Source organism: Burkholderia sp. BCC1988 (assembly GCF_905339895.1).
Lineage (GTDB): Bacteria > Pseudomonadota > Gammaproteobacteria > Burkholderiales > Burkholderiaceae > Burkholderia.
In genome coordinates, this window is the sequence record NZ_CAJPHA010000008.1 from 226,184 (window position 1) to 248,404 (window position 22,221).

At 67.9% G+C, this 22,221-nt stretch carries 20 protein-coding genes; 9 read left to right on the forward strand and 11 right to left on the reverse strand.

Annotated features, from left to right (window positions below; all coding sequences use genetic code 11):
* Nucleotides 1–14 precede the first annotated feature (14 nt).
* Genes glyS through U4012_RS14150 form a run of 4 tightly spaced genes read left to right on the forward strand, consistent with a single transcriptional unit; the run spans nucleotide 15 to nucleotide 4,442 of the window.
* Complete coding sequence (gene glyS / locus U4012_RS14135) at nucleotides 15–2,114, forward strand: glycine--tRNA ligase subunit beta (protein ID WP_124570703.1); 2,100 nt, start codon at nucleotides 15–17, stop codon at nucleotides 2,112–2,114.
* 10 nt (nucleotides 2,115–2,124) lie between these two features.
* Nucleotides 2,125–2,688 (forward strand): D-glycero-beta-D-manno-heptose 1,7-bisphosphate 7-phosphatase, encoded by a 564-nt coding sequence (gene gmhB / locus U4012_RS14140; RefSeq protein ID WP_124488623.1) that lies wholly within the window; start codon nucleotides 2,125–2,127, stop codon nucleotides 2,686–2,688.
* A 43-nt stretch (nucleotides 2,689–2,731) separates the two neighbouring features.
* Nucleotides 2,732–3,496, forward strand: a complete 765-nt coding sequence (locus tag U4012_RS14145; protein ID WP_044846811.1) for a lysophospholipid acyltransferase family protein — start codon at nucleotides 2,732–2,734, stop codon at nucleotides 3,494–3,496.
* 46 nt (nucleotides 3,497–3,542) lie between these two features.
* Nucleotides 3,543–4,442, forward strand: a complete 900-nt coding sequence (locus tag U4012_RS14150) for a SprT family zinc-dependent metalloprotease (protein ID WP_321799321.1) — start codon at nucleotides 3,543–3,545, stop codon at nucleotides 4,440–4,442.
* A gap of 100 nt (nucleotides 4,443–4,542) precedes the next feature.
* Here the strand turns inward: U4012_RS14150 and gloA are convergent, their stop codons facing one another.
* Nucleotides 4,543–4,932, reverse strand: a complete 390-nt coding sequence (gene gloA / locus U4012_RS14155) for a lactoylglutathione lyase (RefSeq protein WP_044846812.1) — start codon at nucleotides 4,930–4,932, stop codon at nucleotides 4,543–4,545.
* Nucleotides 4,933–5,316: 384 nt separating this feature from the next.
* Here gloA and U4012_RS14160 point away from each other — a divergent pair, with 384 nt between their 5' ends.
* The gene (locus U4012_RS14160) at nucleotides 5,317–6,252 is read left to right on the forward strand and encodes a DMT family transporter (RefSeq protein WP_321799323.1); all 936 of its coding nucleotides are present in this window, start codon (nucleotides 5,317–5,319) and stop codon (nucleotides 6,250–6,252) included.
* 116 nt (nucleotides 6,253–6,368) lie between these two features.
* On the opposite strand, the gene rsmA is transcribed toward U4012_RS14160, so the two are convergent.
* From rsmA to U4012_RS14180, 4 genes are read right to left on the reverse strand one after another with little or no spacing between them, the layout of a single operon-like run.
* Entirely contained in the window at nucleotides 6,369–7,199 is an 831-nt protein-coding gene (gene rsmA, locus U4012_RS14165; protein ID WP_257773849.1) for a 16S rRNA (adenine(1518)-N(6)/adenine(1519)-N(6))-dimethyltransferase RsmA, read from the reverse strand.
* A 49-nt stretch (nucleotides 7,200–7,248) separates the two neighbouring features.
* Nucleotides 7,249–8,238, reverse strand: a complete 990-nt coding sequence (gene pdxA / locus U4012_RS14170; RefSeq protein WP_321799325.1) for a 4-hydroxythreonine-4-phosphate dehydrogenase PdxA — start codon at nucleotides 8,236–8,238, stop codon at nucleotides 7,249–7,251.
* 11 nt (nucleotides 8,239–8,249) lie between these two features.
* Complete coding sequence (locus U4012_RS14175) at nucleotides 8,250–9,608, reverse strand: peptidylprolyl isomerase (RefSeq protein WP_124488618.1); 1,359 nt, start codon at nucleotides 9,606–9,608, stop codon at nucleotides 8,250–8,252.
* 51 nt (nucleotides 9,609–9,659) lie between these two features.
* Nucleotides 9,660–12,020 carry an LPS-assembly protein LptD gene (locus U4012_RS14180; protein WP_124521052.1) on the reverse strand — a complete coding sequence of 787 codons (2,361 nt, stop codon included), beginning with the start codon at nucleotides 12,018–12,020 and terminating at the stop codon, nucleotides 9,660–9,662.
* Between the two features lie 223 nt (nucleotides 12,021–12,243).
* Here U4012_RS14180 and U4012_RS14185 point away from each other — a divergent pair, with 223 nt between their 5' ends.
* Nucleotides 12,244–13,293: an aminoglycoside phosphotransferase family protein gene (locus U4012_RS14185; protein ID WP_257773853.1), complete on the forward strand. Its 1,050-nt coding sequence runs from the start codon at nucleotides 12,244–12,246 to the stop codon at nucleotides 13,291–13,293.
* A gap of 31 nt (nucleotides 13,294–13,324) precedes the next feature.
* A complete protein-coding gene (gene murU, locus U4012_RS14190) occupies nucleotides 13,325–14,047 on the forward strand; it encodes an N-acetylmuramate alpha-1-phosphate uridylyltransferase MurU (RefSeq protein ID WP_321799331.1) in 723 nt (240 codons plus the stop codon).
* A 48-nt stretch (nucleotides 14,048–14,095) separates the two neighbouring features.
* On the opposite strand, the gene U4012_RS14195 is transcribed toward murU, so the two are convergent.
* Nucleotides 14,096–15,967 (reverse strand): ABCB family ABC transporter ATP-binding protein/permease, encoded by a 1,872-nt coding sequence (locus U4012_RS14195; protein ID WP_044846820.1) that lies wholly within the window; start codon nucleotides 15,965–15,967, stop codon nucleotides 14,096–14,098.
* 175 nt (nucleotides 15,968–16,142) lie between these two features.
* Here U4012_RS14195 and U4012_RS14200 point away from each other — a divergent pair, with 175 nt between their 5' ends.
* Complete coding sequence (locus tag U4012_RS14200; protein ID WP_027789162.1) at nucleotides 16,143–16,538, forward strand: acyl-CoA thioesterase; 396 nt, start codon at nucleotides 16,143–16,145, stop codon at nucleotides 16,536–16,538.
* A 40-nt stretch (nucleotides 16,539–16,578) separates the two neighbouring features.
* Here U4012_RS14200 and U4012_RS14205 read toward each other — a convergent pair whose 3' ends face one another.
* Nucleotides 16,579–17,061, reverse strand: a complete 483-nt coding sequence (locus U4012_RS14205) for a nitrate reductase associated protein (protein WP_321799335.1) — start codon at nucleotides 17,059–17,061, stop codon at nucleotides 16,579–16,581.
* A gap of 114 nt (nucleotides 17,062–17,175) precedes the next feature.
* Here U4012_RS14205 and fdhD point away from each other — a divergent pair, with 114 nt between their 5' ends.
* Nucleotides 17,176–18,006 (forward strand): formate dehydrogenase accessory sulfurtransferase FdhD, encoded by an 831-nt coding sequence (gene fdhD / locus U4012_RS14210; RefSeq protein WP_321799337.1) that lies wholly within the window; start codon nucleotides 17,176–17,178, stop codon nucleotides 18,004–18,006.
* Here the strand turns inward: fdhD and U4012_RS14215 are convergent.
* The 4 genes from U4012_RS14215 to cyoB all read right to left on the reverse strand — a co-directional run bounded on the left by U4012_RS14215 (nucleotide 17,991) and on the right by cyoB (nucleotide 22,218).
* Nucleotides 17,991–19,166 carry a fatty acid desaturase gene (locus U4012_RS14215; protein WP_415750378.1) on the reverse strand — a complete coding sequence of 392 codons (1,176 nt, stop codon included), beginning with the start codon at nucleotides 19,164–19,166 and terminating at the stop codon, nucleotides 17,991–17,993. The two genes, fdhD and U4012_RS14215, sit on opposite strands and share 16 nt — an antisense overlap.
* A 95-nt stretch (nucleotides 19,167–19,261) precedes the next feature.
* Nucleotides 19,262–19,594 (reverse strand): cytochrome o ubiquinol oxidase subunit IV, encoded by a 333-nt coding sequence (gene cyoD / locus U4012_RS14220; protein WP_044846823.1) that lies wholly within the window; start codon nucleotides 19,592–19,594, stop codon nucleotides 19,262–19,264.
* Complete coding sequence (gene cyoC / locus U4012_RS14225; protein WP_321799341.1) at nucleotides 19,595–20,206, reverse strand: cytochrome o ubiquinol oxidase subunit III; 612 nt, start codon at nucleotides 20,204–20,206, stop codon at nucleotides 19,595–19,597. It abuts the gene before it with no gap.
* Nucleotides 20,206–22,218, reverse strand: coding sequence for a cytochrome o ubiquinol oxidase subunit I (cyoB, locus tag U4012_RS14230; protein ID WP_321799343.1), 2,013 nt, complete (start codon nucleotides 22,216–22,218; stop codon nucleotides 20,206–20,208). The genes cyoC and cyoB overlap by 1 nt, the downstream gene beginning before the upstream one ends.
* Nucleotides 22,219–22,221 lie beyond the last annotated feature (3 nt).

Genomic DNA, 22,221 nt, shown 5'->3' on the forward strand with positions numbered 1-22,221 from the left:
GATTCAATCCACACATGACGCACAATCATCCCGCCCCCCTGCTCGTCGAACTGCTGACCGAAGAGCTGCCGCCGAAGGCCCTCGCACGCCTCGGCGACGCATTCGCCGAAGGCCTCGCGCAACGCCTCGCGGCGCGCGATCTCATCGAAGGCGAACTCGTATTCGAACGCTACGCCACGCCGCGCCGCCTCGCGGTCGTCGTGCAGAACGTGCGCGCCGTCGCGCCTGAAAAGCAGGTCCGCGAAAAGGTCCTGCCGGTGTCCGTCGCGCTCGACGCCGAAGGCCGGCCGACCGCCCCGCTCGCGAAGAAGCTCGCGGCGCTCGGCCATCCGAACCTGTCGATCGCCGATCTCGAGCGCGCGCAGGACGGCAAGGCCGAAGCGTTCTTCGTCAACTACTCGGCGGCCGGCGCGACGCTCGCCGACGGGCTGCAGGCCGCGCTCGACGAAACGCTCGAGAAGCTGCCGATCCCGAAGGTCATGACCTACCAGCGCCCGGACGGCTCCGACGTGAAGTTCGTGCGTCCGGTGCACCGCCTGACCGTGCTGCACGACGACCGCATCGTGCCCGTCACCGCGTTCGGCGTCGATGCCGGCGACACCACGCTCGGCCACCGCTTCCTGTCCGACGGCCTCGTCGCGATCCAGCATGCGCGCGCGTATGCCGACACGCTGCGCGACAAGGGCCGCGTGATCGCGCACTTCGCCGATCGCCGCGAAACGATCCGCACGCAGCTGAACGAACACGCGAACGGCGACACGGTCGTGATGCCCGAGTCGCTGCTCGACGAAGTGACGTCGCTGGTCGAATGGCCGGTCGTCTATCCGTGCCGCTTCGAGGACGAATTCCTGCAGGTTCCGCAGGAATGCCTGATCCTCACGATGCAGACGAACCAGAAGTACTTCGCGCTCACCGACGTCGCCGGCAAGCTGCGCTCGCGCTTCCTGATCGTGTCGAACATCGAGACGAAGACGCCGGGCGAGATCATCGAAGGCAACGAGCGCGTCGTGCGCCCGCGCCTCGCCGACGCGAAGTTCTTCTTCGAGCAGGACAAGAAGAAGCCGCTCGCGGACCGCGTACCGCTGCTCGCGAACGTCGTGTATCACAACAAGCTCGGCTCGGCGCTCGCACGCGTCGAGCGCCTCGAGGCGCTCGCCGGCGAGATCGCGCCCGCGATCGGTGCCGACGCCGCGCACGCGAAGCGCGCCGCGCGCCTCGCGAAGGCCGACCTGCTGACCGACATGGTCGGCGAGTTCCCGGAACTGCAGGGCACGATGGGCACGTACTACGCGCGCCACGACGGTGAGCCCGACGACGTCGCGCTCGCCTGCGCCGAGCATTACCAGCCGCGCTTCTCCGGCGACGCGCTGCCGACCACGCCGGTGTCCACCGCCGTCGCGCTGGCCGACAAGCTCGAGACGATCGTCGGCATCTGGGGCATCGGCCTCGCGCCGACCGGCGAGAAGGATCCGTTCGCGCTGCGCCGTCACGCGCTCGGCGTGCTGCGCCTGCTGCTCGAGAAACAGCTGCCGCTCGATCTCGTGTCGCTGCTGCGCACGGCCCATGCGCGCTTCGAAGGCGTGCCGGGCGTCGCCGAATCGACCGACGCGATCTTCGCGTTCTTCATCGACCGCCTGCGCGGCCTGTTGCGCGAGCGCGGCTACTCGGCCGGCGAAGTCGACGCGGTGCTGAGCCTGAACCCGACGCGCGTCGACGATCTCGTCGCGCGCCTCGACGCGGTGCGCGAATTCACGCGCCTCGCGGAAGCCGAAGCGCTCGCGGCCGCGAACAAGCGGATCTCGAACATCCTGAAGAAGTCGGAAGGCGGCGCGAACGGCACGGTGCAGCCGACGCTGCTCGTCGAGGCCGCCGAGAAGGCGCTGCACGAGCAGCTCGCGGCCGTGACGCCGCACGTACAGTCGCAGCTCGAGGCGCGTGCGTACACGGGCGCGCTGTCGGCGCTCGCCGCGCTGCGCGCGCCGGTCGACACGTTCTTCAACGACGTGATGGTCAACGCCGAGGATCCCGCGCTGCGCGCGAACCGTCTCGCGCTGCTGTCGGCGCTGCATCAGCAGATGAACTGCGTCGCCGACATCTCGAAGCTCGCCGCGTAAAGGCCAAACGATGCCGACCAGCCCCAACCGCAAGCTCGTCGTCCTCGATCGGGACGGCGTGATCAACGTCGATTCGGACGCGTTCATCAAGACGCCCGACGAGTGGATCGCGCTGCCCGGCAGCCTCGAGGCGATCGCACGACTCAACCACGCCGGCTATCGCGTGGTCGTCGCGACCAACCAGTCCGGCATCGGTCGCGGGCTGTTCGACATGGCCACGCTCAACGCGATGCATCTGAAGATGCATCGCGCGGCGGCCGCGGTCGGCGCGCGCATCGACGCGGTGTTCTTCTGCCCGCATACGTCGGAAGACCACTGCGACTGCCGCAAGCCGAAACCCGGCATGATGCAGATGATCGCCGAGCGCTTCGAGATCGATCCCGGTCACACGCCGGCCGTCGGCGATTCGCTGCGCGACCTGCAGGCCGGCGTCGCGGTCGGCTTCCGGCCGCACCTCGTGCTGACCGGCAAGGGCAAGAAGACGCTCGCCGCGGGCAACCTGCCGGACGGCACGCAGGTCCATGACGACCTGCGCGCGTTCGCACTCGACTTCCTTTCACACGAACACGAGTGATGCGGCCGCCGCGCGCATCCTCCCTACTGTCAGACCCACGCCGATGCGCTTCGTCCGCTCCCTGCTGCTGCTGATCTATTTCATCCTGTACACGGTGCCGTACGCCACCGCGTGCTTCATCGCCTTTCCGTTCATGCGCCCCGACGCGCGCTACTGGATGGCGGCCGGCTGGTGCAAGTCGACGCTGTGGGTCGTGCGCTGGCTGAACGGCATCCGCTACCGGATCGAAGGCTACGAGAACCTGCCCGACGGCCCGGCCGTGCTGCTGTCGAAGCACCAGTCCGCGTGGGAGACGCTCGCGTTTCCGGCGCTGATGCCGAAGCCGCTCTGCTACGTGTTCAAGCGCGAGCTGCTGTACGTGCCGTTCTTCGGCTGGGCGCTCGGGCTGCTGCACATGGTCAACATCAACCGCAAGGAAGGCAAGAATGCCTTCGTGTCGGTGATCCGCCAGGGCAAGAAGCGCCTGTCGGAAGGCGCGTGGATGATCATGTTCCCGGAAGGCACGCGCACGCCGGTCGGCAAGCAGGGCAAGTACAAGACGGGCGGCGCGCGCTTCGCGATCGAAACCGGCGCGCCGGTCGTGCCGATCGCGCACAATGCAGGTCGGGTGTGGCCGCGCAATTCGTTCACGAAGTTCCCGGGCGTCGTCACCGTGTCGATCGGCAAGCCGATTCCGGTCGAAGGCAAGACGCCCGACGTATTGAACTCGCAGGTCGAAGCATGGATCGAAGCGGAAATGCGCCGCATCGATCCCGATGCGTATCGCCAGCCGGGCAATGCCGGCACGCGCGATGCCGCACGCGTCTGAATCACCCGGATTGCAGCCGTTGCGTACGACGAAACGAAGCGAACTGATGAAAAAGCGTCCGCGGCCACGGCCTGCCATCGTGGCACTCGATCATCGCCAGATGGACCTGCCGCTCTTCGACGGGCCGGCAGCATCGCCGCCACCGTCGGCGCCCGCCGCGCTGCCGTCGCCGCCTGAAGCGGCTGCGGCTCCCGCGGTGCCGCTCGATCCGGGTCCCGCACCCGATCGCTCCCGCGTCCGCACGTTCGCACTCGACAGCCGCGTGCTCGAATATCGGTTGAAGCGCTCCGCGCGCCGCACGATCGGCTTCACGATCGACGGCAGCGGGCTGTCGATCACCGCGCCGCGCTGGGTCACGCTCGCCGACATCGAAGCGGCGATCGCCGAGAAGCAGCGCTGGATCTTCGCGAAGCTCGCGGAGTGGAAGACCCGCACCGAGCAGCGCGCGCTGCCGCAGATCGACTGGCGCGACGGCGCGCAACTCCCGTATCTCGGCAAGACGATCACGGTCGCGCTCGGCGCGGGCGCCGTCGCATTCGACGCCGATGCGCAACGGCTGTCGCTGCCGCTGCCCGCGCAGGCCGACATGCAGCAGATCAAGGATCGCGTGCAGGGCTGGCTGCAGGGCGAAGCGAAGCGGATCTTCGGCGAACGCCTGGCGGTCTACGCGGAACGGCTCGGCGTCACGTATTCGATGTATGCGCTGTCGTCGGCGGCGACGCGCTGGGGCAGCTGCTCGAGCGACGGCAAGATCCGGCTGAACTGGCGGCTGATCCACTTCCCGATGTCGATCGTCGACTACGTCGTCGCGCACGAGCTGTCGCACCTGCGCGAGATGAACCACAGTCCGGCCTTCTGGCAGACCGTCGAATCGATCTTCCCGGAATTCCGCGAAGCACGGCACACGCTCAAGCATCACCCGCCCGAACTGCTGCCGGCGCTTTGACGCGATCGGCCGCACCAAAATACAAACGGGCGATGCGGATTCCTCCACATCGCCCGTTTTTCCTGCCCGCGACGCACATCGTGCGCCGCGCGCCCGGCGCTCAGTGCGCCTTCTTCTGAATGAACTCGATCTTGTAGCCGTCCGGATCCTCGACGAACGCGATCACGGTCGTGCCGTGCTTCATCGGGCCGGCTTCGCGGGTCACCTTGCCGCCTTGCGCCTTGATCTTGTCGCAGGCCGCGTACGCGTCGTCGACTTCCACCGCCAGATGGCCGAAGCCGTTGCCGAGATCGTAGGACGGCGTATCCCAGTTGTGGGTCAGCTCGAGCACGGTGCCCGCGCTTTCCGCTTCGTAGCCGACGAACGCGAGCGTGAACTTGCCTTCCGGATAATCCTCGCGACGCAGCAGCTTCATGCCGAGCAATTCGGTGTAGAACTTGATCGAGCGGTCGAGATCGCCGACTCGCAGCATCGTATGCAGCAAACGCATGTGTTGTACTCCTGTGGGGACTTTCCAGAAGCGGAAATTCTACCGGAGTCGGGTCAATCCCGCCGCCGGCGCCCCGTGCGCCACCGGCCGATACCCAAGCATCCGCACGGCGAGCGCGAAGCCCGTGCGGCGGTGGAGATCACCGCGCCCGACGGCCCCGGCAAGTCCATCGATCGGGTAACATCCTCCCACTTCGCACCAAAAACGGGCATGCCGCCCGCAGCCAGAACGCGACCACCGCCTCATTCCAGCCACACAGCCTGCCGTGAGAAATCGCCGATTCGAGCGCGCCGGACGCGCCGTCCGTCCGCCGCTGACCATGTCTTTGCCCAAGTCTCTGCCCATGCCCCAGCCCGCTTCCCGCCGCATCGGCGAGGTCCGCCGATGACCGCGCTCGCCGGCACGCCCGTGCGCCGCGCGCTCGACATGCGCGCGGTCGGCGTGATGCTGCTGCTGTGCGCGATCTGGGGCTTCCAGCAGGTCGCGATCAAGAGCACCAACGCGGCGATCCCGCCGATGTTCCAGGCCGGGCTGCGCTCGGTAATCGCCGCGCTCCTGCTGTGGGGCTGGGCACGCTCGCGCGGCACGCCGCTGTTCCGCGCGGACGGCACGCTCGGCGCGGGCATCGCGGCCGGTGCGCTGTTCGCCGGCGAGTTCATCTGCGTGTTCTTCGGGCTCACGCTGACGAGCGCATCGCACATGGCGATCTTCCTGTACACCGCACCGTGCTTCACGGCGCTCGGCCTGCACCTGTTCGCGCCGGGCGAACGGCTGCAGCGCGTCCAGTGGGCCGGCGTCGGCCTCGCGTTCGCCGGCATCGCGCTCGCGTTCGCGGACGGCTTCCTGACGCCGCGCGCGCCCGGCGCATCGGTGCTGGCCGGGCTCGCCGGCGACGCGCTCGGGATCCTCGGGGGCGCGATGTGGGCCGCGACGACGGTCGTCGTGCGCTCGACGTCGCTCGCGCGCGCCAGCGCGAGCAAGACGCTGTTCTACCAGCTCGCGGTGTCGGCCGTCGTGCTGGTCGCGCTCGCCGCGCTGCTCGGCCAGATGTCGTTCGCGCGGGTCACCCCGATCGCGCTCGCGAGCCTCGCGTACCAGTCGGTGATCGTCGCGTTCGTCAGCTACCTGTCGTGGTTCTGGCTGCTGACGCGCTACAGCGCGTCGCGGCTGTCGGTGTTCACGTTCCTGTCACCGCTGTTCGGCGTCGCGTTCGGCGTGCTGCTGCTCGGCGAATCGGTCGGCTGGCGCTTCATGTCCGCCGCCGCGCTGGTGCTGACGGGAATCGCGCTCGTCAACGCGCCGCCGCGCCGGCGCGCGTAGCGCGATGCGGACGCGGTCCGGCAGCGACGAACGCCGTGCGAAAAAAAAGCTGCCCGCTCAGGGCAGCCTCGTCGATCGCGCTCGGGGCAGGCGCCAGGTGCGACGCCCGCGTGCCGCTACTCCGCGGCCTTGCGCACCGCTGCAAGCGCCTGCGCGACGCCGACATATTCGGCCACGCTGACATCCTCCGCGCGTCGCGCGAGATCGAAGCCGAGCCCGTCGAAATCGATCGTCTCGCGGTAGTCGCCGAGCGTATTGCGCAGCATCTTGCGGCGCTGCGAGAACGCGGCGGTGACGACTTCGCCGAGCAGCGCGGGATCGACGTCCGGCAGCTCGTGCGGCTCGTACGGAATCATCCGGACGATCGCCGAATCGACCTTCGGCGGCGGCTGGAACGATTCCGGCGGCACGTCGAGCATCTTCTCCATCACATAGCGGTACTGCAGCATCACCGACAGTCGCGAGAACGCCTTCGTGCCCGGCTCCGCGACCATCCGTTCGACCACTTCGTTCTGCAGCATGAAATGCTGGTCGATGACCGCGTCGGCGAACGTCATCAGGTGAAACAGCAGCGGGCTGGAAATGTTGTACGGCAGGTTGCCGACGATCCGCAGCGACGGCTTGTCGCCGGGTGCCGCGAGCGAGCGGAAGTCGAACGCGAGCGCGTCGCCCGCGTGCAGCTCCAGCAGCGCGCCGAAGCGCTGCTGCAGGCGCCCGATCAGGTCGCGGTCGAGCTCGACCGCATGCAGCGGCGACTCGGGCGTCGCGAGACGCGCGATCAGCGGCTCGGTCAGCGCGCCGAGGCCGGGGCCGATCTCGACCATCCGCTGGCCGCGCGCGGGGCCGATCGTCGCGACGATCGAGTCGATCACGCCGTGATCGACGAGGAAGTTCTGCCCGAAGCGCTTGCGCGCGAAGTGGCCTTGGTGCTGTCTGCTGTTCGACATCGACTGAGAAAAACGAAAAATACGACGAATGAGGTCAGGCTCGTGCGTGTCAGGACGCGCGGCGATGGCGCGCCATCGTGACGGCCGTGTCGAGCGCGGCGACCATGCTGCCCGGATCCGCGCGGCCCGTGCCGGCCAGATCCAGCGCGGTGCCGTGATCGACCGACGTGCGGATGATCGGCAGCCCGAGCGTGACGTTGATGCCCTCGCCGAAGGTCGCATACTTCAGCACGGGCAAGCCCTGATCGTGGAACATCGCGAGCACGCAATCGGCGCCCTCGAGATGGCGCGGCTGGAACAGCGTGTCGGCCGGATACGGGCCGCGCGCGTCGATGCCCTGCGCTTGCGCGCGTGCGAGCGCCGGCGAGATCACGTCGATCTCCTCGCGCCCGAGATAGCCGTTCTCGCCCGCGTGCGGGTTCAGCCCCGTCACGAGGATGCGCGGCGCCGCGAGACCGAAGTCGCGCCGCAGGTCGCGATCGACGATCGCCAGCGTCTCGACGAGCCCGTCGATCGTCAGCGCGGCCGACACGTCCTTCAGCGGCAGGTGCGTGGTCGCGAGCGCGACGCGCAGCGGCCGCTCGCCCGTGCCTGCCAGCATCATCACGACGCGCGGCGTGTGCGTGCGTTCCGCAAGGTATTCGGTATGGCCGGTAAACGGCACGCCGGCATCGTTGATCGTGCTCTTCTGCAGCGGTGCGGTGACGATCGCGTCGAACCGGCCCGCCACCGCGCCGTCGATCGCGGCATCGAGCAGCCCGAGCACGTAGCGGCCGTTGGCCGCGTCGAGCTTGCCCGCCTGCGCGGGCACGGCGAGCGGATGATGCTCGACCGACACCGGCCCGCCGCCGGCGAGCACCGCCCGGTCGGCACCGACGGCCGCCGCGCGTGCGTCGAGCAGCGCGGCGTCGCCGAGCACGGTGAAATGCGCGCCGGGCCAGCGCCGCGCGGCATCCTGCAATGCCTGCACGGTCAGCTCCGGGCCGACACCCGCGGGTTCGCCGGTCGTGATCGCGATCTGCAGCGCGGATGCCGTCATGCGAAGCTCGCTCAGTTCGCCGGGCCGACGCCGCCGATCTTGTACTGCACGTACGACGAATCGCGCAGTTCACGCAGCCAGTCGGCGTACGCCTGCTCGGCCTTGCGCTGGCCGATCGCCTGGCGCGCGATATCCATCTGCTGCTGCACCGAGCCTTCCGCCTCGCGGCGCTCGACCACCTGGATCAGGTGGTAGCCGTACTCGGTACGAATCGGCTGGCTGATCTGGCCGGCCTGCAGGTTGTTCATCGCGCGCTCGAATTCCGGCACGGTCTCGCCCGGGCTGATCCAGCCGAGATCGCCGCCCTGCGACGCCGAACCGTCCTGCGAGTAGGTGCGCGCGAACTTCTCGAAATCGCCGCCGGCCTCGACCTGCTTGCGGATGTCCTGCAGTTGCTGGCGTGCCTGGCCCTCCGACTTGCCTTCGCCGACGCGCAACAGGATGTGGCGCACGTGCGTCTGGACGATCTTCGGTGCCGCGGCGGTCGCGCCCTGGCTCTGGCGGCGGTCGACGAGACGCACGATCTCGAAGCCGTCCGGCACCCGGATCAGCGTCGGGTTGACCTGGCCGGGGCGGAGCTTCGACGCGGCTTCGACGACGTCGGCCGGCAGCGCGGACGGCGCCTTGAAGCCGAGGTCGCCGCCCTTCTTCGCGTCGTTCGCTTCCGAGTTGTTCTTCGCGAGCTTCTCGAAATCGGCGCCCGACGTGGCCTGCTGCAGCAGCGCGTCGGCCTTCTTCTGCGCGGCTTCGATGTCGGCTTGCGGCGCGTTGGTCGGCGCCTTGATGAAGATGTGCTGGAAGCGCAGGTCCTGCTGCTGCGATGCGCTCGGCCCGCGCTGGCTCGCGATGTAGTTCGCGACCTCGGCATCCGACACGGTGATCTTGCCGTCGACCTCGCGCTCGCGCAGCTTCGACAGCATCAGCTCGGTGCGGGCGTCGCTCGTGAACACGCTCCAGGGCACGCCTTGCGCGACGATGCGCGCGCGGTACTGCTCGAGCGTCATCCCGTTCGCCTGCGCGAGGCGCTGCAGCGTGGACTGCACGGTGGCATCGTCGATGCGGATCCCGTCGTCCTTGGCCTTCTGCACCTGGATGCGTTCGAGCACCATCTGGTTCAGCACCTGCGCGCGCAGCTGGTCGGCCGGCGGGACGGGCGCGTTCTGCTGCTGCAGCCGGCGCGAGATCAGGCCGACGCGCTGGTCGAGTTCGCGACCCGTGATCACGTCGTTGTTGACGACCGCGACGACTTCGTCGGCAAGCTGCGCGCCATGCGAACCAAGCGCCTGCGCCGCGGCCGGCGCAGCGGCGAGCAGCGCGGCGGCGGCGGCGAGGCTGGACACGACTGCCGCGAAACGAAGGGTTTTCTTCATTGCCACTGATACTCCATTGAAATCGTGCTGACCGGTGCAGACAAGCCGGCGTTACTCGTAGTTGCTGAAGCGGGACATCGGCGGCGGCGCGGACGGCAGCGGCGTATAGCCCGGCACCCCGGCGCGGAATGCGGCCACGAGACCGTTGTCGACGCTCGACAGCCCCTTCAACGTCAGCTGCATCATGAAGCGCGTCGACGAATTCTGCTGCCCCGACGTGTTCACGCCGTTCGCGTACCGCTGGACCCCGACTCCGAGCGCCCAGCAATCCGCGTCGTATTGTAAGCCGAGCAGACCGTCGACGACCCGGTCGGCGGCCAGGTCGTAGTTGAAGCGGCCGATCGCATACAGGCGGCGCGTGAGCGGCCACTGCGCGGACACCAGGAACTGGTTGATCGGCTGGTTGTCGAGCGTCGTGTTCGCACGCGTATAGCGGTAGCCGACGTTGATCACGCGGCGCTCGCCCGGGCTGAAACCGAAACCGATGCTCGACTTCACGAGCTGGTTGTTGTTCTGGTTGTACTGGAACGCCGTCTCCGACATGAAGCCCGAGCCGAGTTTCAGCGCGGCGCCGACGATCAGGTCGGAGTGGCGCGCCAGCACGGCGCTCTGGCCGGAGTTCAGCGTCACGCGCTGGTCGGCGAAATAGTACTGCTGCGCGACCACGAAGCGCGCGCGCTCGTCGCCGGTGCGCGGATCGATGAAGCGCGACGTCAGGCCGGCCGTGATCCGGTTCGCATCGGCGATCCGGTCGTTGCCGACGAACGTGTTCGGCTGGTAGATCTCCGCGAGGCCGAAGTCCGATTCCGCGGTGTCGAACAGCGGCGCGTTCGACTGGTCGCGATACGGCGTGTACACGTAGTACAGGCGCGGCTCGAGGGTCTGGATGAAGTCCTGGCCGAACAGGCGCACCGAGCGGTCGAAGATCAGGCCCGAGTCGAAGCTCACGGTCGGGATCGACTCGGTGAAATGCTTCGGGCTGTTCGGCGTGCTCGACGACAGGTGGTTCAGGTCGTACGACGCGAAGTGGTACTGGACCTTCGGCACGGCGAAGTAGCCGGGGCCGTACACACCGTACGCGATATACGGGTTGAAGACGATCCGGTCGCCTTCGGTCATGTCGGCGGTCGTGATGCGGAACCGCGAATAATCGGCTTCCGCGCCGAAGTCGAAGCCGCCGACGTTGTACTTCGTGTACTTCACGTTCAACTGCGGCTCGCGGCTGTACGGCGCGATCGACGGTGGCAGCGTCTGCCAGTGCTGGTAGCGCGCGAGCACCGACCACGGGCCGTTGTTGTACGTGAGGCCGGCTTCCTGCTGGTACAGCGTCTGCGTCCCGTTGATGAACTGGTTCATCGACCCAAGGTCTTCGGGATACGTGTTGTCCGAGACCTTGTTGTAGTAGACGTAGCCGCCGAAACCGCCGCCGAAGTTCTGCTGGTGCTGCCAGTAGATCGCGTAGCGGTTGCGGTGCGCGAGCCGGTCGTCCGGCAGGTAATTGGCCGTAAACGTGCCCGAATACGACGGCGACAGGTAGCGGAACGTCGCTTCGGTCTGCACGCCGCGCCGCGAGATGATGCGCGGCGTGATCGTCAGGTCGCGGTTCGGCGCGATGTTGAAGTAGTACGGCAGCGACAGCTCGAACCCGTTGTTCGAGTTCATCGAGAACGTCGGCGGCAAGAGGCCGCTGCGCCGCTCGCCCGACAGCGGGAACGTCATCCACGGGCTCGCGAAGATCGGCACGCCCTGGAAGAACAGCACGCCGTTGCGCGCCGTGCCTTCGTCGGCGCCGGTATCGAAGTCGAAGCGGCTGCCCTTGATGTACCACGCGGGGTTCGTCGCGCACTGGCACGCGGTGTAGGTGCCGTTGACGAACACCGAGCGCTCGCTGTCGAGCAGGTCGACGCGCTCCGCGCTGCCGGAGCCGCCCGTCACGTTGAAGTGGTACTTCGGCGCCGTCATGAAGCCCTGGTTCGCCTCGACCTTCAGATGCGCCTCGGGGCCCGCGAACGACGTGCCGCCGTTGACCACCTTGACCTGGCCGTACGCGTCGGCCATGTCGGTATCCTGATCGTAGTGGAGCGCGTCGGCCTTCACGACCGCGTCGCCGCGGCGCAGCTCGGCCGAGCCCTTCGCGGCGAGGTCCTGATCGGCCGTGCCGCTCGTATGGTCGGCAATCACGAAGGTGGCCGGCTTCGCGCCGTCCTTCAGCGGATGATCCTCGAGCTGCGGGGCGAGACGCAGGTCCCACGGCGAGTCGAGCGGCTGCGGCTGCGCGGCCGCGCCCGACAGCTGCGCGTGCGACACGGCCGGCACGAGGCCGGGCACGGCCAGGAGCGCGAGCGCGAGCCGCCGTTTGCGCGGCGCCCCGTCACCGGGGAAGACATTCGGGAATAGCGGTTTGGGCGGCATCTATCGTTTGGCGAATCGCCCCTTGTCAACCGCAGCTGCACGGCACATTCGCGCGCGGCGGGCCGCACCGTCGCACCGCGACTGCGGCTGAGCGCAAACCGGGGAGGCGATCGGGCGGACGGCGCGACAGGCGGCGGGCCTGCACGGCGGAAGCTGACGCGGGGCGCGTCAAAAAAGTCGTGGGGTATTATATGGCAAGACGTTCCCCCCTCCGCCGAGTTTCATGACGCCCCCATCCGCCGCATCCCAGCCCGACGCCCGCCTCGAAGCCCTGACCGCGTGGCTGCGCCCGCTCGCCGAGCGCTTCGCCCTCGACCTGACGACCGTCGCGCCCGCATCGTCGGACGCCAGTTTCCGCCGCTATTTCCGTGTCGCGTCGGCCACGAGCCCCGGCGGCTCGCTGGTCGCGGTCGACGCGCCGCCGCCCGAGAAGTGCCGCGAATTCGTCCAGGTCGCGCAGCTGCTCGCCGCGGCCGGCGACCACGTGCCGGACGTGCTGGCCCACGATTTCGACGCCGGCTTCATGCTCGTGACCGACCTCGGCCGCACGTCGTACATCTCGGTGCTCGATCCGGCCGACCCGGTCGCCGCCCGCCCGCTGATGCGCGACGCGCTCGACGCGCTGATCCGCTTCCAGCTCAGCTCGAAGCCGGACGTGCTGCCCCCGTTCGACGAGGCGTTCCTGCGCCGCGAGATGGAGCTGCTGCCCGAGTGGTTCGTCGGCCGCCATCTCGGCAAGCCGGTCACCGATGCGATGCGCGGCACGCTCGACCGTACCTTCGCGCTGCTGGTCGCGAGCGCCCATGCGCAGCCGCAGGGCTTCATGCTGCGTGATTTCATGCCGCGCAACCTGATGGTGTGCGAGCCGAACCCGGGCGTGCTCGACTTCCAGGACGCCGTGTACGGGCCGCTGACGTACGACGTCGTGTCGCTGTTGCGCGACGCGTTCATCAGCTGGGACGAGGAGTTCGAGCTCGACTGCTTCGCGTACTACTGGGAAAAGGCGAAGAAGGCCGGCCTGCCGGTCGATCCGGACTTCGGCGAGTTCTACCGCCAGCTCGAATGGATGGGGCTGCAGCGCCACATCAAGATCCTGGGGCTGTTCGCGCGCATCAACTACCGCGACGGCAAGCCGCACTACCTGAACGACCTGCCGCGCTTCCTGAATTACGCGCGCAAGGTCGCGCTGCGCTACCGCCCGCTCGTGCCGTTCGCGAAGCTGCTCGACGAACTCGAGGGCAAGGGCGCGGCCGACGTCGGCTATACGTTCTGACCGCCCTCACCGTCCTTCCCCTCAGCCGAACATGAGCTCTACCCTGACCACGGCGATGATCTTCGCCGCCGGGCGCGGCGACCGGATGCGCCCGCTGACCGATACCCGCCCGAAACCGCTGCTCGAAGCCGGCGGCAAGCCGCTGATCGTCTGGCAGATCGAGGCGCTCGCGCGTGCGGGCATCGAGACGATCGTGATCAACCACGCGTGGCTCGGCGAACAGCTCGAGGCAACGCTCGGCGACGGTTCGCGCTGGGGCGTGCGGCTCGCGTACTCGGCCGAAGGCGACGCGCTGGAAACCGCCGGCGGGATCGCGCAGGCGCTGCCGCTCATCGAGCGCGATGGCCGGCCGACGGTGTTCGCGGCGGTCGCGGGCGACGTGTACTGTGCGTTCGACTACCGGACGCTCGCGCCGCGCGCCGCGCAGATGGCCGCGCTCGACGCGCCCGCGATGCATCTCGTGATGGTGCCGAACCCGCCGTTCCATCCGGACGGCGATTTCGTGCTCCGCGACGACGGCCGGCTGGCGCTCGCCGGCGCCCCGCGCGTCACGTTCGGCAGCATCGGCGTGTACGACACGCGGATGTTCCGCGACATCGTGCCCGGCACGCACCGGCCGCTCACGCCCTACTTCAAGGCGACCATCGAGGCCGGCCGCGCGAGTGGCGAATTGTATGAAGGAATCTGGGAGAACGTCGGTACGCCCGCCCAGCTCGGCGAACTCGACGCGCGGCTGCGCGCCGCCGCGGGCTGATCGTTTCGCGGCTGACCGCGCCCGGGCCACCCGGCGCGGCGGCCACGCTCACGCGGCCTCGGCCGCTTCCCCGCCCGCCGCCGCGCGCTGCTGCTGCAGCGCCCACATCTGCGCATACAGCCCGTCCGCGCGCACGAGTTCGTCGTGCGTGCCGCGCTCGACGATCCGCCCGTGGTCCATCACGAGAATCTGCTGCGCGTGCACGACCGTCGACAGCCGGTGCGCGATCACGAGCGTCGTGCGATGCCGCGCGATCTGGTCGAGCTCGTGCTGGATCGCGCGCTCCGAGCGCGAATCGAGCGCCGACGTCGCCTCGTCGAACAGCAGCACCGGCGGATCCTTCAGCAGCGTGCGCGCGATCGCGACGCGCTGCTTCTCGCCGCCCGACAGTTTCAGCCCGCGCTCGCCGACCGGCGTGTCATAGCCCTTCGGCAAGGTCTCGATGAAGTCGTGGATGTGCGCGGCGCGCGCGGCCGCGATCACTTCGTCGCGGCTCGCGGTCGGCCGGCCGTACGCGATGTTGTAGTAGATCGAGTCGTTGAACAGCACGGTGTCCTGCGGCACGATCCCGATCGACGCGCGCAGCGAGTCCTGCGTGACGTCGCGAATGTCCTGGCCGTCGATCCGGATCGCGCCGCCCGCCTGCCGGTCGAGATCGTAGAAGCGGAACAGCAGGCGCGACAGCGTCGACTTGCCGGACCCGCTGTGGCCGACCACCGCGGTCGTCGTGCCCGCGTCGATCGTAAATGTCACGTCGTGCAGGATCTGCCGCGACGCTTCGTACGAGAAGTTCACGTGCTCGAAGCGCACCTGCGCGCCGGCCACCGCAAGCGGCCTCGCGTCGGGCGCATCCGCGACTTCCTTCGCGGCCGACAGCAACCCGAACATCCGGTCCATGTCGGTGAGGCTCTGCTTCAGCTCGCGATACACGACGCCGAGAAAATTCAGCGGAATGTAGAGCTGCAGCATGAACGTGTTGATCAGCACGAGATCGCCGAGCGTCAGCTTGCCGGCCAGCACGCCCTGCGTCGCGCGCCAGAGGATGAACACGAGCCCGGTGCCGATGATCGCCTGCTGGCCGAAGTTCAGCACCGACAGCGAGTTCTGCGAACGGATCGCGGCCTTGCGATAACGCTTCAGGTTCTCGTCGTAGCGCTGCGCCTCCCACTCCTCGTTGCCGAAGTACTTCACCGTCTCGTAGTTGATCAGCGAATCGATCGCCCGCGAGTTCGCGCGCGAATCGAGCTCGTTCATCGTGCGGCGAAAGTGCGTGCGCCAGTTGGTGACCTTCACGGTGAACACGATGTACGTGACCAGCGCCGCGAACGTCACGTACGCGTAGTACGCCTCGTACTTGACCACGAAGAAGCCGAGCACGAGCCCGACCTCGACGAGCGTCGGCAGGATGCTGTACAGCGAATAGGAAATCAGTTGCTGGATGCCGCGCGTGCCGCGCTCGATGTCGCGTGACATGCCGCCCGTCTGGCGTTCGAGATGGAAGCGCAGCGACAGCCCGTGCAGATGCCGGAACACCTGCAGCGCGAGCTGGCGCACCGCGCTCTCGGTGACCTTCGAGAACAGGATCTCGCGCAGCTCGGTGAACAGCGACGTCGACAGCCGCACGAGCGCATAGGCGATGACCAGCAAACCGACGCCGCCCGCGAGCACGATGCCGGCCGACTGCTCCGCGCGGCCGAGCGCGGTGAGCTGCTGCACGGCGGACAGGTGATCGACGATGCGCTTCATCACGACCGGCACGCCGAGGTTCGCGACCTTCGCGCCGATCAGGCAGCCGAGCGCGAGCGCGACGCGCCATTTGTAGGTGGCCAGGTACGGCAGCAGCGACCGGATGGTCTGCCAGTCGTTGCGGGGCCCGGTCGGAGCCGGCGCGGGCTCGCCGGAAGCGGAATATCGGCGCATGGGGATCAGGATCGGCGGCGGTGCCGGACGCGTGCCACGGCGGCCGACTCGCCCGCTTTCTCGTACAATTTGCGAACGTTGTATTGTCGCAGAAGCCGCTACGCGCCGCTGCCGGCGCCCTCGCCGGCCGGCCTGCGCGCGGCGGCGCATTTATTACAGGATGAAAGCCTCCGCCATGACCGATTCGACCCTCGAACTCCCGCAAAAGCAGCCCGCGCTGCGCGTCGTCCCGCAACCGCACGACGCGAACGTCCACGGCGACGTGTTCGGCGGCTGGATCATGTCGCAGGTCGACATCGCCGGCTCGATCCCCGCGAGCCAGCGCGCGAACGGCCGCGTCGCGACGGTCGCGGTCAATTCGTTCGTATTCAAGCAGCCGGTGTTCGTCGGCGACCTGCTGAGCTTCTACGCGACCATCATGCGCACCGGCAACACGTCGATCACGGTCGACGTCGAGGTGTACGCGCAGCGCATGCGCCTGATGGGCGAAATCGTGAAGGTCACCGAAGCGACGCTCACCTACGTCGCGACCGGCCCCGACCGCAAGCCGCGCCAGCTGCCGCCGCTGTAACGACGCATGCGCGCCGCGCGGCGGCGCCGCATCCGGCCCGTCAGTGCGTGGCCGTCAGCCCGAACTCCCGCATCGCGGGCACGAAGTCGTGATTGAGCTTCGGCTTGCGCGACAGCTTCACCAGCACGTAGCGCTGGAACGGCGCGAGCCGCTGCCACTGCGCGAGCGCGGGCGCCGGCAGCCCGGCCAGCGCGCTCTGCTGCACGAGCGCGTCCGGCACCATGTCGGTCGCGCGCCAGCTCGGCTGCTCGTCCGGCTGAAACCACGACGGTTCGAGGTCGGCATGCGTGCGCAGCATTTCGAACAGCGCGTGATCGAAATTGGGCTCGATCGCGGTGTCGTCGTCGGCCGGAAAGCGCGCGAGCAGCTTGCGGTCCTCGAGCGGCAGCAGTTGCCACTGCTCCAGCGAAATCCGCAGACCGAAACGGTCGAGATTGAAACGCACGATCATCGGGATGTACGTGAGGTTTTCCGACGAATCGTGTTCGAAATTGAATAGCAGCGGAGCGTCGCTGAGTCCCATGGTCGTTACCTGAGTGGCGGATGCCGGCGCGGCCGGCCTGCCTGAGGTATTTTAGAACCTCTGCGCGCGAGCGGCGGACCCGATCGCCGCCGCCCCTGCCTCGAATCAACGGGAGTGCTCGTGAATCCGACCGAAACAGAAGAGCCGCGCGGCGCGATCGAGCTGTCCGTGCGCCGCACGCGCGGCGGCGCCGTCGAAACCGCGCACGACTACGTCGGCCAGGAATGGCCGGTCGCGCTGGTCTTCAACGGCATCTCGCACGCGGTGATGATGTGCACGCCGCGCGACCTCGAGGCGTTCGCGGTCGGCTTCGCGATCTCGGAAGGGATCGTCGCGCGCGGCAGCGACATCAAGGACATCGACGTGATCCTGCACGCCGACGCGCCGCTGCCACACGCGGAGGTGCATCTGGAAGTCGTCCAGCAGGCGTTCGCTGCGCTGAAGGACCGGCGCCGCGCGCTCGCGGGGCGTACCGGCTGCGGCGTGTGCGGCATCGAAAGCATCGACCTGCTCGACCTCGCGCCCGAACGGGTACCCGGCACCGGTTTTCTCGCGCGCCTCGCGCCCGACGCGCTCGCGCGCGCGGCCCACGGGCTGCCGGCGCACCAGGCGCTCACGCAGCTCACCGGCGGCCTGCACGCGGCCGCGTGGTGCGACGCAACAGGCGCGATCCGGATGGCGTTCGAGGACGTCGGCCGCCACAACGCGCTCGACAAGCTGATCGGCGCGCTCGTGCTGGCGCGCGCCGACGCGACCGACGGCTTCGTGTTCCTGTCGAGCCGCGCGAGCTACGAGCTCGTGCGCAAGTCGGCGCGGGTGGGCATTCCGATGGTCGCGACGATCTCCGCGCCGTCGTCGCTCGCGATCGAGATCGCGAAGGCGGCCGGCCTGCGGCTCGTCAGCTTCTGCCGCGAAACCGGCCACGTCGATTACGGCACCGCCTGAGCGGTCGCGGCGGGCGCGTTGCCCGCGGCTTCGGGAGCCGCCCCCTGCCGCGCGCCCGCCGTGGCCGGCGCGCGCACCTCGGGTGCCGCCTCGCTCGTCACGTTTCCGCGATAGTCCGTCCAGAGCTTGCGGTCGGTGTCGTAGAGCTTGCAGCGGCGGGCCGTGTCGAAGTACCAGCGCCAGCCGAAGCGCTGCACGACGATCCGCCCGGGCAGCATGTCCTCGAGCTTCGCCTGCGCCGGCTTGAGCCGGTACAGCGGCACGCTCATGTCGACGTGATGCGCCGTGTGCTCCATGATGTGGTGCAGCAGGCCGCCGATACCGAACGGAAACGTCAGGTGCAGCGTGGTCGACACGAACGGTGCGGCATTCGACCATTCGGCGCGGTTCGCGTGCCATGCGATGCGCGGGTCGGTATGGTGCACATACACGACGAAGCCGATCATCGAGCACCAGAACAGGAACGGCACGAGCACGCCGGTCGCGAGCAGCAGCGCGACGGATTGCTGCGTCTCGATCGCCACCCCGACGACGACGGCGATCCACACGGCCGCGAAGCCCGTCACCAGCAGGCAGTCGCGCCGGAACACCGGCCGCGACGCACCGATATAGCCCCGGGTCGGGAAATACATCCGCAGCCACCAGATCTCGACGAGATAGTAGAGGCCCGGCGCCCATCCGCTCCGGTAGACGCGATCCAGCCACCGCCGCGCCGGCGACAGCGCGGCGAATTCCGCCGGCGTATGCGGCGCCCACACGAAATCGAAGCCCTTCAGGTTCGTATAGCCGTGATGCACGACGTTGTGCCCGACTTCCCACAGGCTGTAAGGCGTCAGCGACGGCAGGAAGGCGATGCGGCCGAGCCAGCGGTTCAGCCGGCGGTCGGGCGTCAGGCTCTGATGGCACGCGTCGTGCCCGATGATGAACAGTCGCCCGGTGATGAACCCGGCGGCCATCCCGCAGGCGATCTTGCCGACCGTCGACGGAATCAGCAGCGCGCCGGCGAACGCCGCGAACAGCAACAGGTAGTCGAGCACGAGCAGCAGGATCGGGCGCACGATCTCGCGCGTGGCGAACGGCACGAGCCATGCGCGGATGACCTTGCGGTGCGGGATCGGCTCGTCGGCGCGAACCGGTGTCTGGGAATCGTTGTTGACCATGATGCAGAAAGGCATGCGATTCGCACGCCCGAAAGAAAAGGAGCCGTGCGGCACGCACGGCGCAGCGGGACGGGACGGACCGCGCCCCGGGCCGGTTATCGCGACATCATGTTCATGCTGACGTTGTGCATCACCCACAGCGTCCCGACGATCAGGATCAGCGCGGTCAGCACCGTATAGCTGAACGCCATCACGTTCCAGCGCTGGCTGGACGACGCGTTCATGTGCAGGAAGCAGACGAGATGCACGACGATCTGCACGAATGCGAGCCCCGCGAGCGCGATGATCGCCGCCTTCGGCGCCAGCATGCCGCCCATCACGAGGCCGAACGACGCGGCCGTCAGCAGCACCGACAGCACGAAACCGACGAGGTAGCCGCCGGCCGTGCCGTGCGCTTCATCGTGGTGGATGAGTTCCGAATGGGCCATTTAGATCACGCTCGCGAGATAGACGAAGGAGAACACGCAGATCCAGACGATGTCGAGGAAGTGCCAGAAGAGGCTCAGGCAGGTGAGGCGCCGGAAGTCGCGCTCCGTCATGCCGGGGCCGCGGGCGATCTGCACGACGAGCACGACCATCCACAACAGGCCGACCGCCACGTGCAGCCCGTGCGTGCCGACGAGCGCGAAGAACGCCGACAGGAATGCGCTGCGCTGCGGGCCCGCGCCCTGGGCGATCAGGTGCGAGAACTCCCGCAGTTCCATCGTGAGGAACGCGGCGCCCAGCACGAACGTCACCGCGAGCCACACGAACACCGTGCCGCGCCGGCGGCGCTGCGCGCCGAGCATCGCGAACCCGTACGTGATGCTCGACAGCAGCAGCGCCGCCGTCTCGAGCGCGACACCCGGAATGTCGAACAGGTCCTTCGCGGTCGGACCGCCGGCGAACTGGTTGCCGAGCACCGCGAACGTCGCGAACAGCGACGCGAAGATCACGCAGTCGGTCATCAGGTACAGCCAGAAGCCGAACACCGAATGCGACGGCGGATGGTGGTGCGCGCCCGGATGACGGGCGGCGCCCGCGAGAGATTGATACGACATCAGTTCGCCTCCAGTTCGACTTCCGGCGCCAGCGTGCCGATCCGCACACCCGCGCGTTGTTCCTCGATCTTGCGGACGGTATCCGCCGGAATGTAATAGCCGTCGTTGTCCTGTGCGCTGTACAGCACCACCGTCGCGACGATGCCGACGAGCGCGGCGATCGCGAGCCACCAGATGTGCCAGACGAGCGCGAAACCGAGCAGCAGGCTGAAGATGCCGACGAAGAAACCCGCGCTCGTGTTCGACGGCATGTGGATGTCCTCGTACCTGACGTTCTTGCCGAGGCCGAGCCCGAGGCCCTTCGCCTTGCGATAAGCGAGCTCGTCGAGTTCGTGCACGTTCGGGAGTACCGCGAAGTTGTAGACGGCGGGCGGCGACGACGTCGCCCACTCGAGCGTGCGGCCGTTCCACGGGTCGCCCGTCGCGTCGCGATACTGCGGCTGGTTGCGATTGCGCCAGCCGACCCACACCGATGCGACCTGGCACAGCACGCCGATCGCGATCAGCGCGACGCCGCACGCGGCGGCGACCAGCCACGGATGCCAAGCCGGGTTGTCGTAGTGGTTCAGGCGGCGCGTCATGCCCATGAAGCCGAGCACGTACAGCGGCACGAACGACGCGTAGAAGCCGAGGAACCAGCACCAGAACGCGCGCTTGCCGAACTTCTCGTCGAGCCGGAAGCCGAACACCTTCGGGAACCAGTAGTGAACGCCCGCGAAGTAGCCGAACACGACGCCGCCGATGATCGCGTTGTGGAAGTGCGCGATCAGGAACAGGCTGTTGTGTAGCACGAAATCCGCGCCCGGAATCGCCATCATCACGCCGGTCATGCCGCCGAGCGTGAACGTGACCATGAAACCGATCGTCCACAGCACCGGCGCCGTGAATTCGATGCGGCCGCGATACATCGTGAACAGCCAGTTGAAGATCTTCACGCCGGTCGGGATCGCGATGACCATCGTCATGATCCCGAAAAACGCGTTGACGTCGGCCCCCGAGCCCATCGTGAAGAAGTGATGCAGCCACACGAGGAACGCGAGCACCATGATCACGCACGATGCATAGACCATCGTCCGGTAGCCGAACAGCGGCTTCTTCGCGAACGTCGCGATGACTTCCGAATAGATGCCGAACGCGGGCAGCACGAGGATGTATACCTCCGGATGCCCCCACGCCCAGATCAGGTTCAGGTACAGCATCGCGTTGCCGCCGGCTTCGTTGGTGAAGAAATGCATGTCGAGGTAGCGATCGAGGCCGAGCAGCGCGAGCGCGACGGTCAGGATCGGGAACGTCGCCATGATCAGCACGTTCGAGCAGAGCGCGGTCCACGTGAACACCGGCATCTTCATCAGCGTCATGCCCGGCGCGCGCATCTTGATGATCGTCACGAAGAAGTTGATCGACGTGATCAGCGTCCCGACGCCCGAGATCTGCAGCGCCCACAGGTAGTAGTCGACCCCGACGCCCGGGCTGAACTGCAGCTCGGACAGCGGCGGATACGCGAGCCAGCCCGTCTGCGCGAATTCGCCGATCACGAGCGAAACGTTCATCAGGATCGCGGCGACCGCCGTCATCCAGAAGGAGAGCGAGTTCAGGAACGGGAACGCGACGTCGCGCGCGCCGATCTGCAGCGGCACGATCAGGTTGAAGAACGCGACCAGCAGCGCCATCGCCATGAAGAAGATCATGATCACGCCGTGCGCGGTGAAGACCTGGTCGTAGTGATGCGGCGGCAGGTAGCCGGGGCCGTTGTACGCGAGCGCGAGCTGCAGGCGCATCATCACGGCGTCCGCGAAGCCGCGCAGCAGCATCAGCACCGCGACGACCAGGTACATCACGCCGATCTTCTTGTGATCGACGGACGTCAGCCATTCGCTCCACAACCATTTCCACCGGCCCGCGACCGTCAGCGCGGCGACGATGCCCAGCACGACGAGCCCCATGAAGGCGCTCGCCCCCATGATGATGGGCTGATCGAACGGGATCGCCGAAAGAGTCAGTTTTCCGAACATGCG

Coding starts and splice junctions, on each gene's coding strand:
- glyS (WP_124570703.1), top strand. CDS start 15: ATGACGCACAATCATCCCGCCCCCCTGCTCGTCGAACTGCTGACCGAA.
- gmhB (WP_124488623.1), top strand. CDS start 2,125: ATGCCGACCAGCCCCAACCGCAAGCTCGTCGTCCTCGATCGGGACGGC.
- U4012_RS14145 (WP_044846811.1), top strand. CDS start 2,732: ATGCGCTTCGTCCGCTCCCTGCTGCTGCTGATCTATTTCATCCTGTAC.
- U4012_RS14150 (WP_321799321.1), top strand. CDS start 3,543: ATGAAAAAGCGTCCGCGGCCACGGCCTGCCATCGTGGCACTCGATCAT.
- gloA (WP_044846812.1), bottom strand. CDS start 4,932: ATGCGTTTGCTGCATACGATGCTGCGAGTCGGCGATCTCGACCGCTCG.
- U4012_RS14160 (WP_321799323.1), top strand. CDS start 5,317: ATGACCGCGCTCGCCGGCACGCCCGTGCGCCGCGCGCTCGACATGCGC.
- rsmA (WP_257773849.1), bottom strand. CDS start 7,199: ATGTCGAACAGCAGACAGCACCAAGGCCACTTCGCGCGCAAGCGCTTC.
- pdxA (WP_321799325.1), bottom strand. CDS start 8,238: ATGACGGCATCCGCGCTGCAGATCGCGATCACGACCGGCGAACCCGCG.
- U4012_RS14175 (WP_124488618.1), bottom strand. CDS start 9,608: ATGAAGAAAACCCTTCGTTTCGCGGCAGTCGTGTCCAGCCTCGCCGCC.
- U4012_RS14180 (WP_124521052.1), bottom strand. CDS start 12,020: ATGCCGCCCAAACCGCTATTCCCGAATGTCTTCCCCGGTGACGGGGCG.
- U4012_RS14185 (WP_257773853.1), top strand. CDS start 12,244: ATGACGCCCCCATCCGCCGCATCCCAGCCCGACGCCCGCCTCGAAGCC.
- murU (WP_321799331.1), top strand. CDS start 13,325: ATGAGCTCTACCCTGACCACGGCGATGATCTTCGCCGCCGGGCGCGGC.
- U4012_RS14195 (WP_044846820.1), bottom strand. CDS start 15,967: ATGCGCCGATATTCCGCTTCCGGCGAGCCCGCGCCGGCTCCGACCGGG.
- U4012_RS14200 (WP_027789162.1), top strand. CDS start 16,143: ATGACCGATTCGACCCTCGAACTCCCGCAAAAGCAGCCCGCGCTGCGC.
- U4012_RS14205 (WP_321799335.1), bottom strand. CDS start 17,061: ATGGGACTCAGCGACGCTCCGCTGCTATTCAATTTCGAACACGATTCG.
- U4012_RS14215 (WP_415750378.1), bottom strand. CDS start 19,166: ATGGTCAACAACGATTCCCAGACACCGGTTCGCGCCGACGAGCCGATC.
- cyoD (WP_044846823.1), bottom strand. CDS start 19,594: ATGGCCCATTCGGAACTCATCCACCACGATGAAGCGCACGGCACGGCC.
- cyoC (WP_321799341.1), bottom strand. CDS start 20,206: ATGTCGTATCAATCTCTCGCGGGCGCCGCCCGTCATCCGGGCGCGCAC.
- cyoB (WP_321799343.1), bottom strand. CDS start 22,218: ATGTTCGGAAAACTGACTCTTTCGGCGATCCCGTTCGATCAGCCCATC.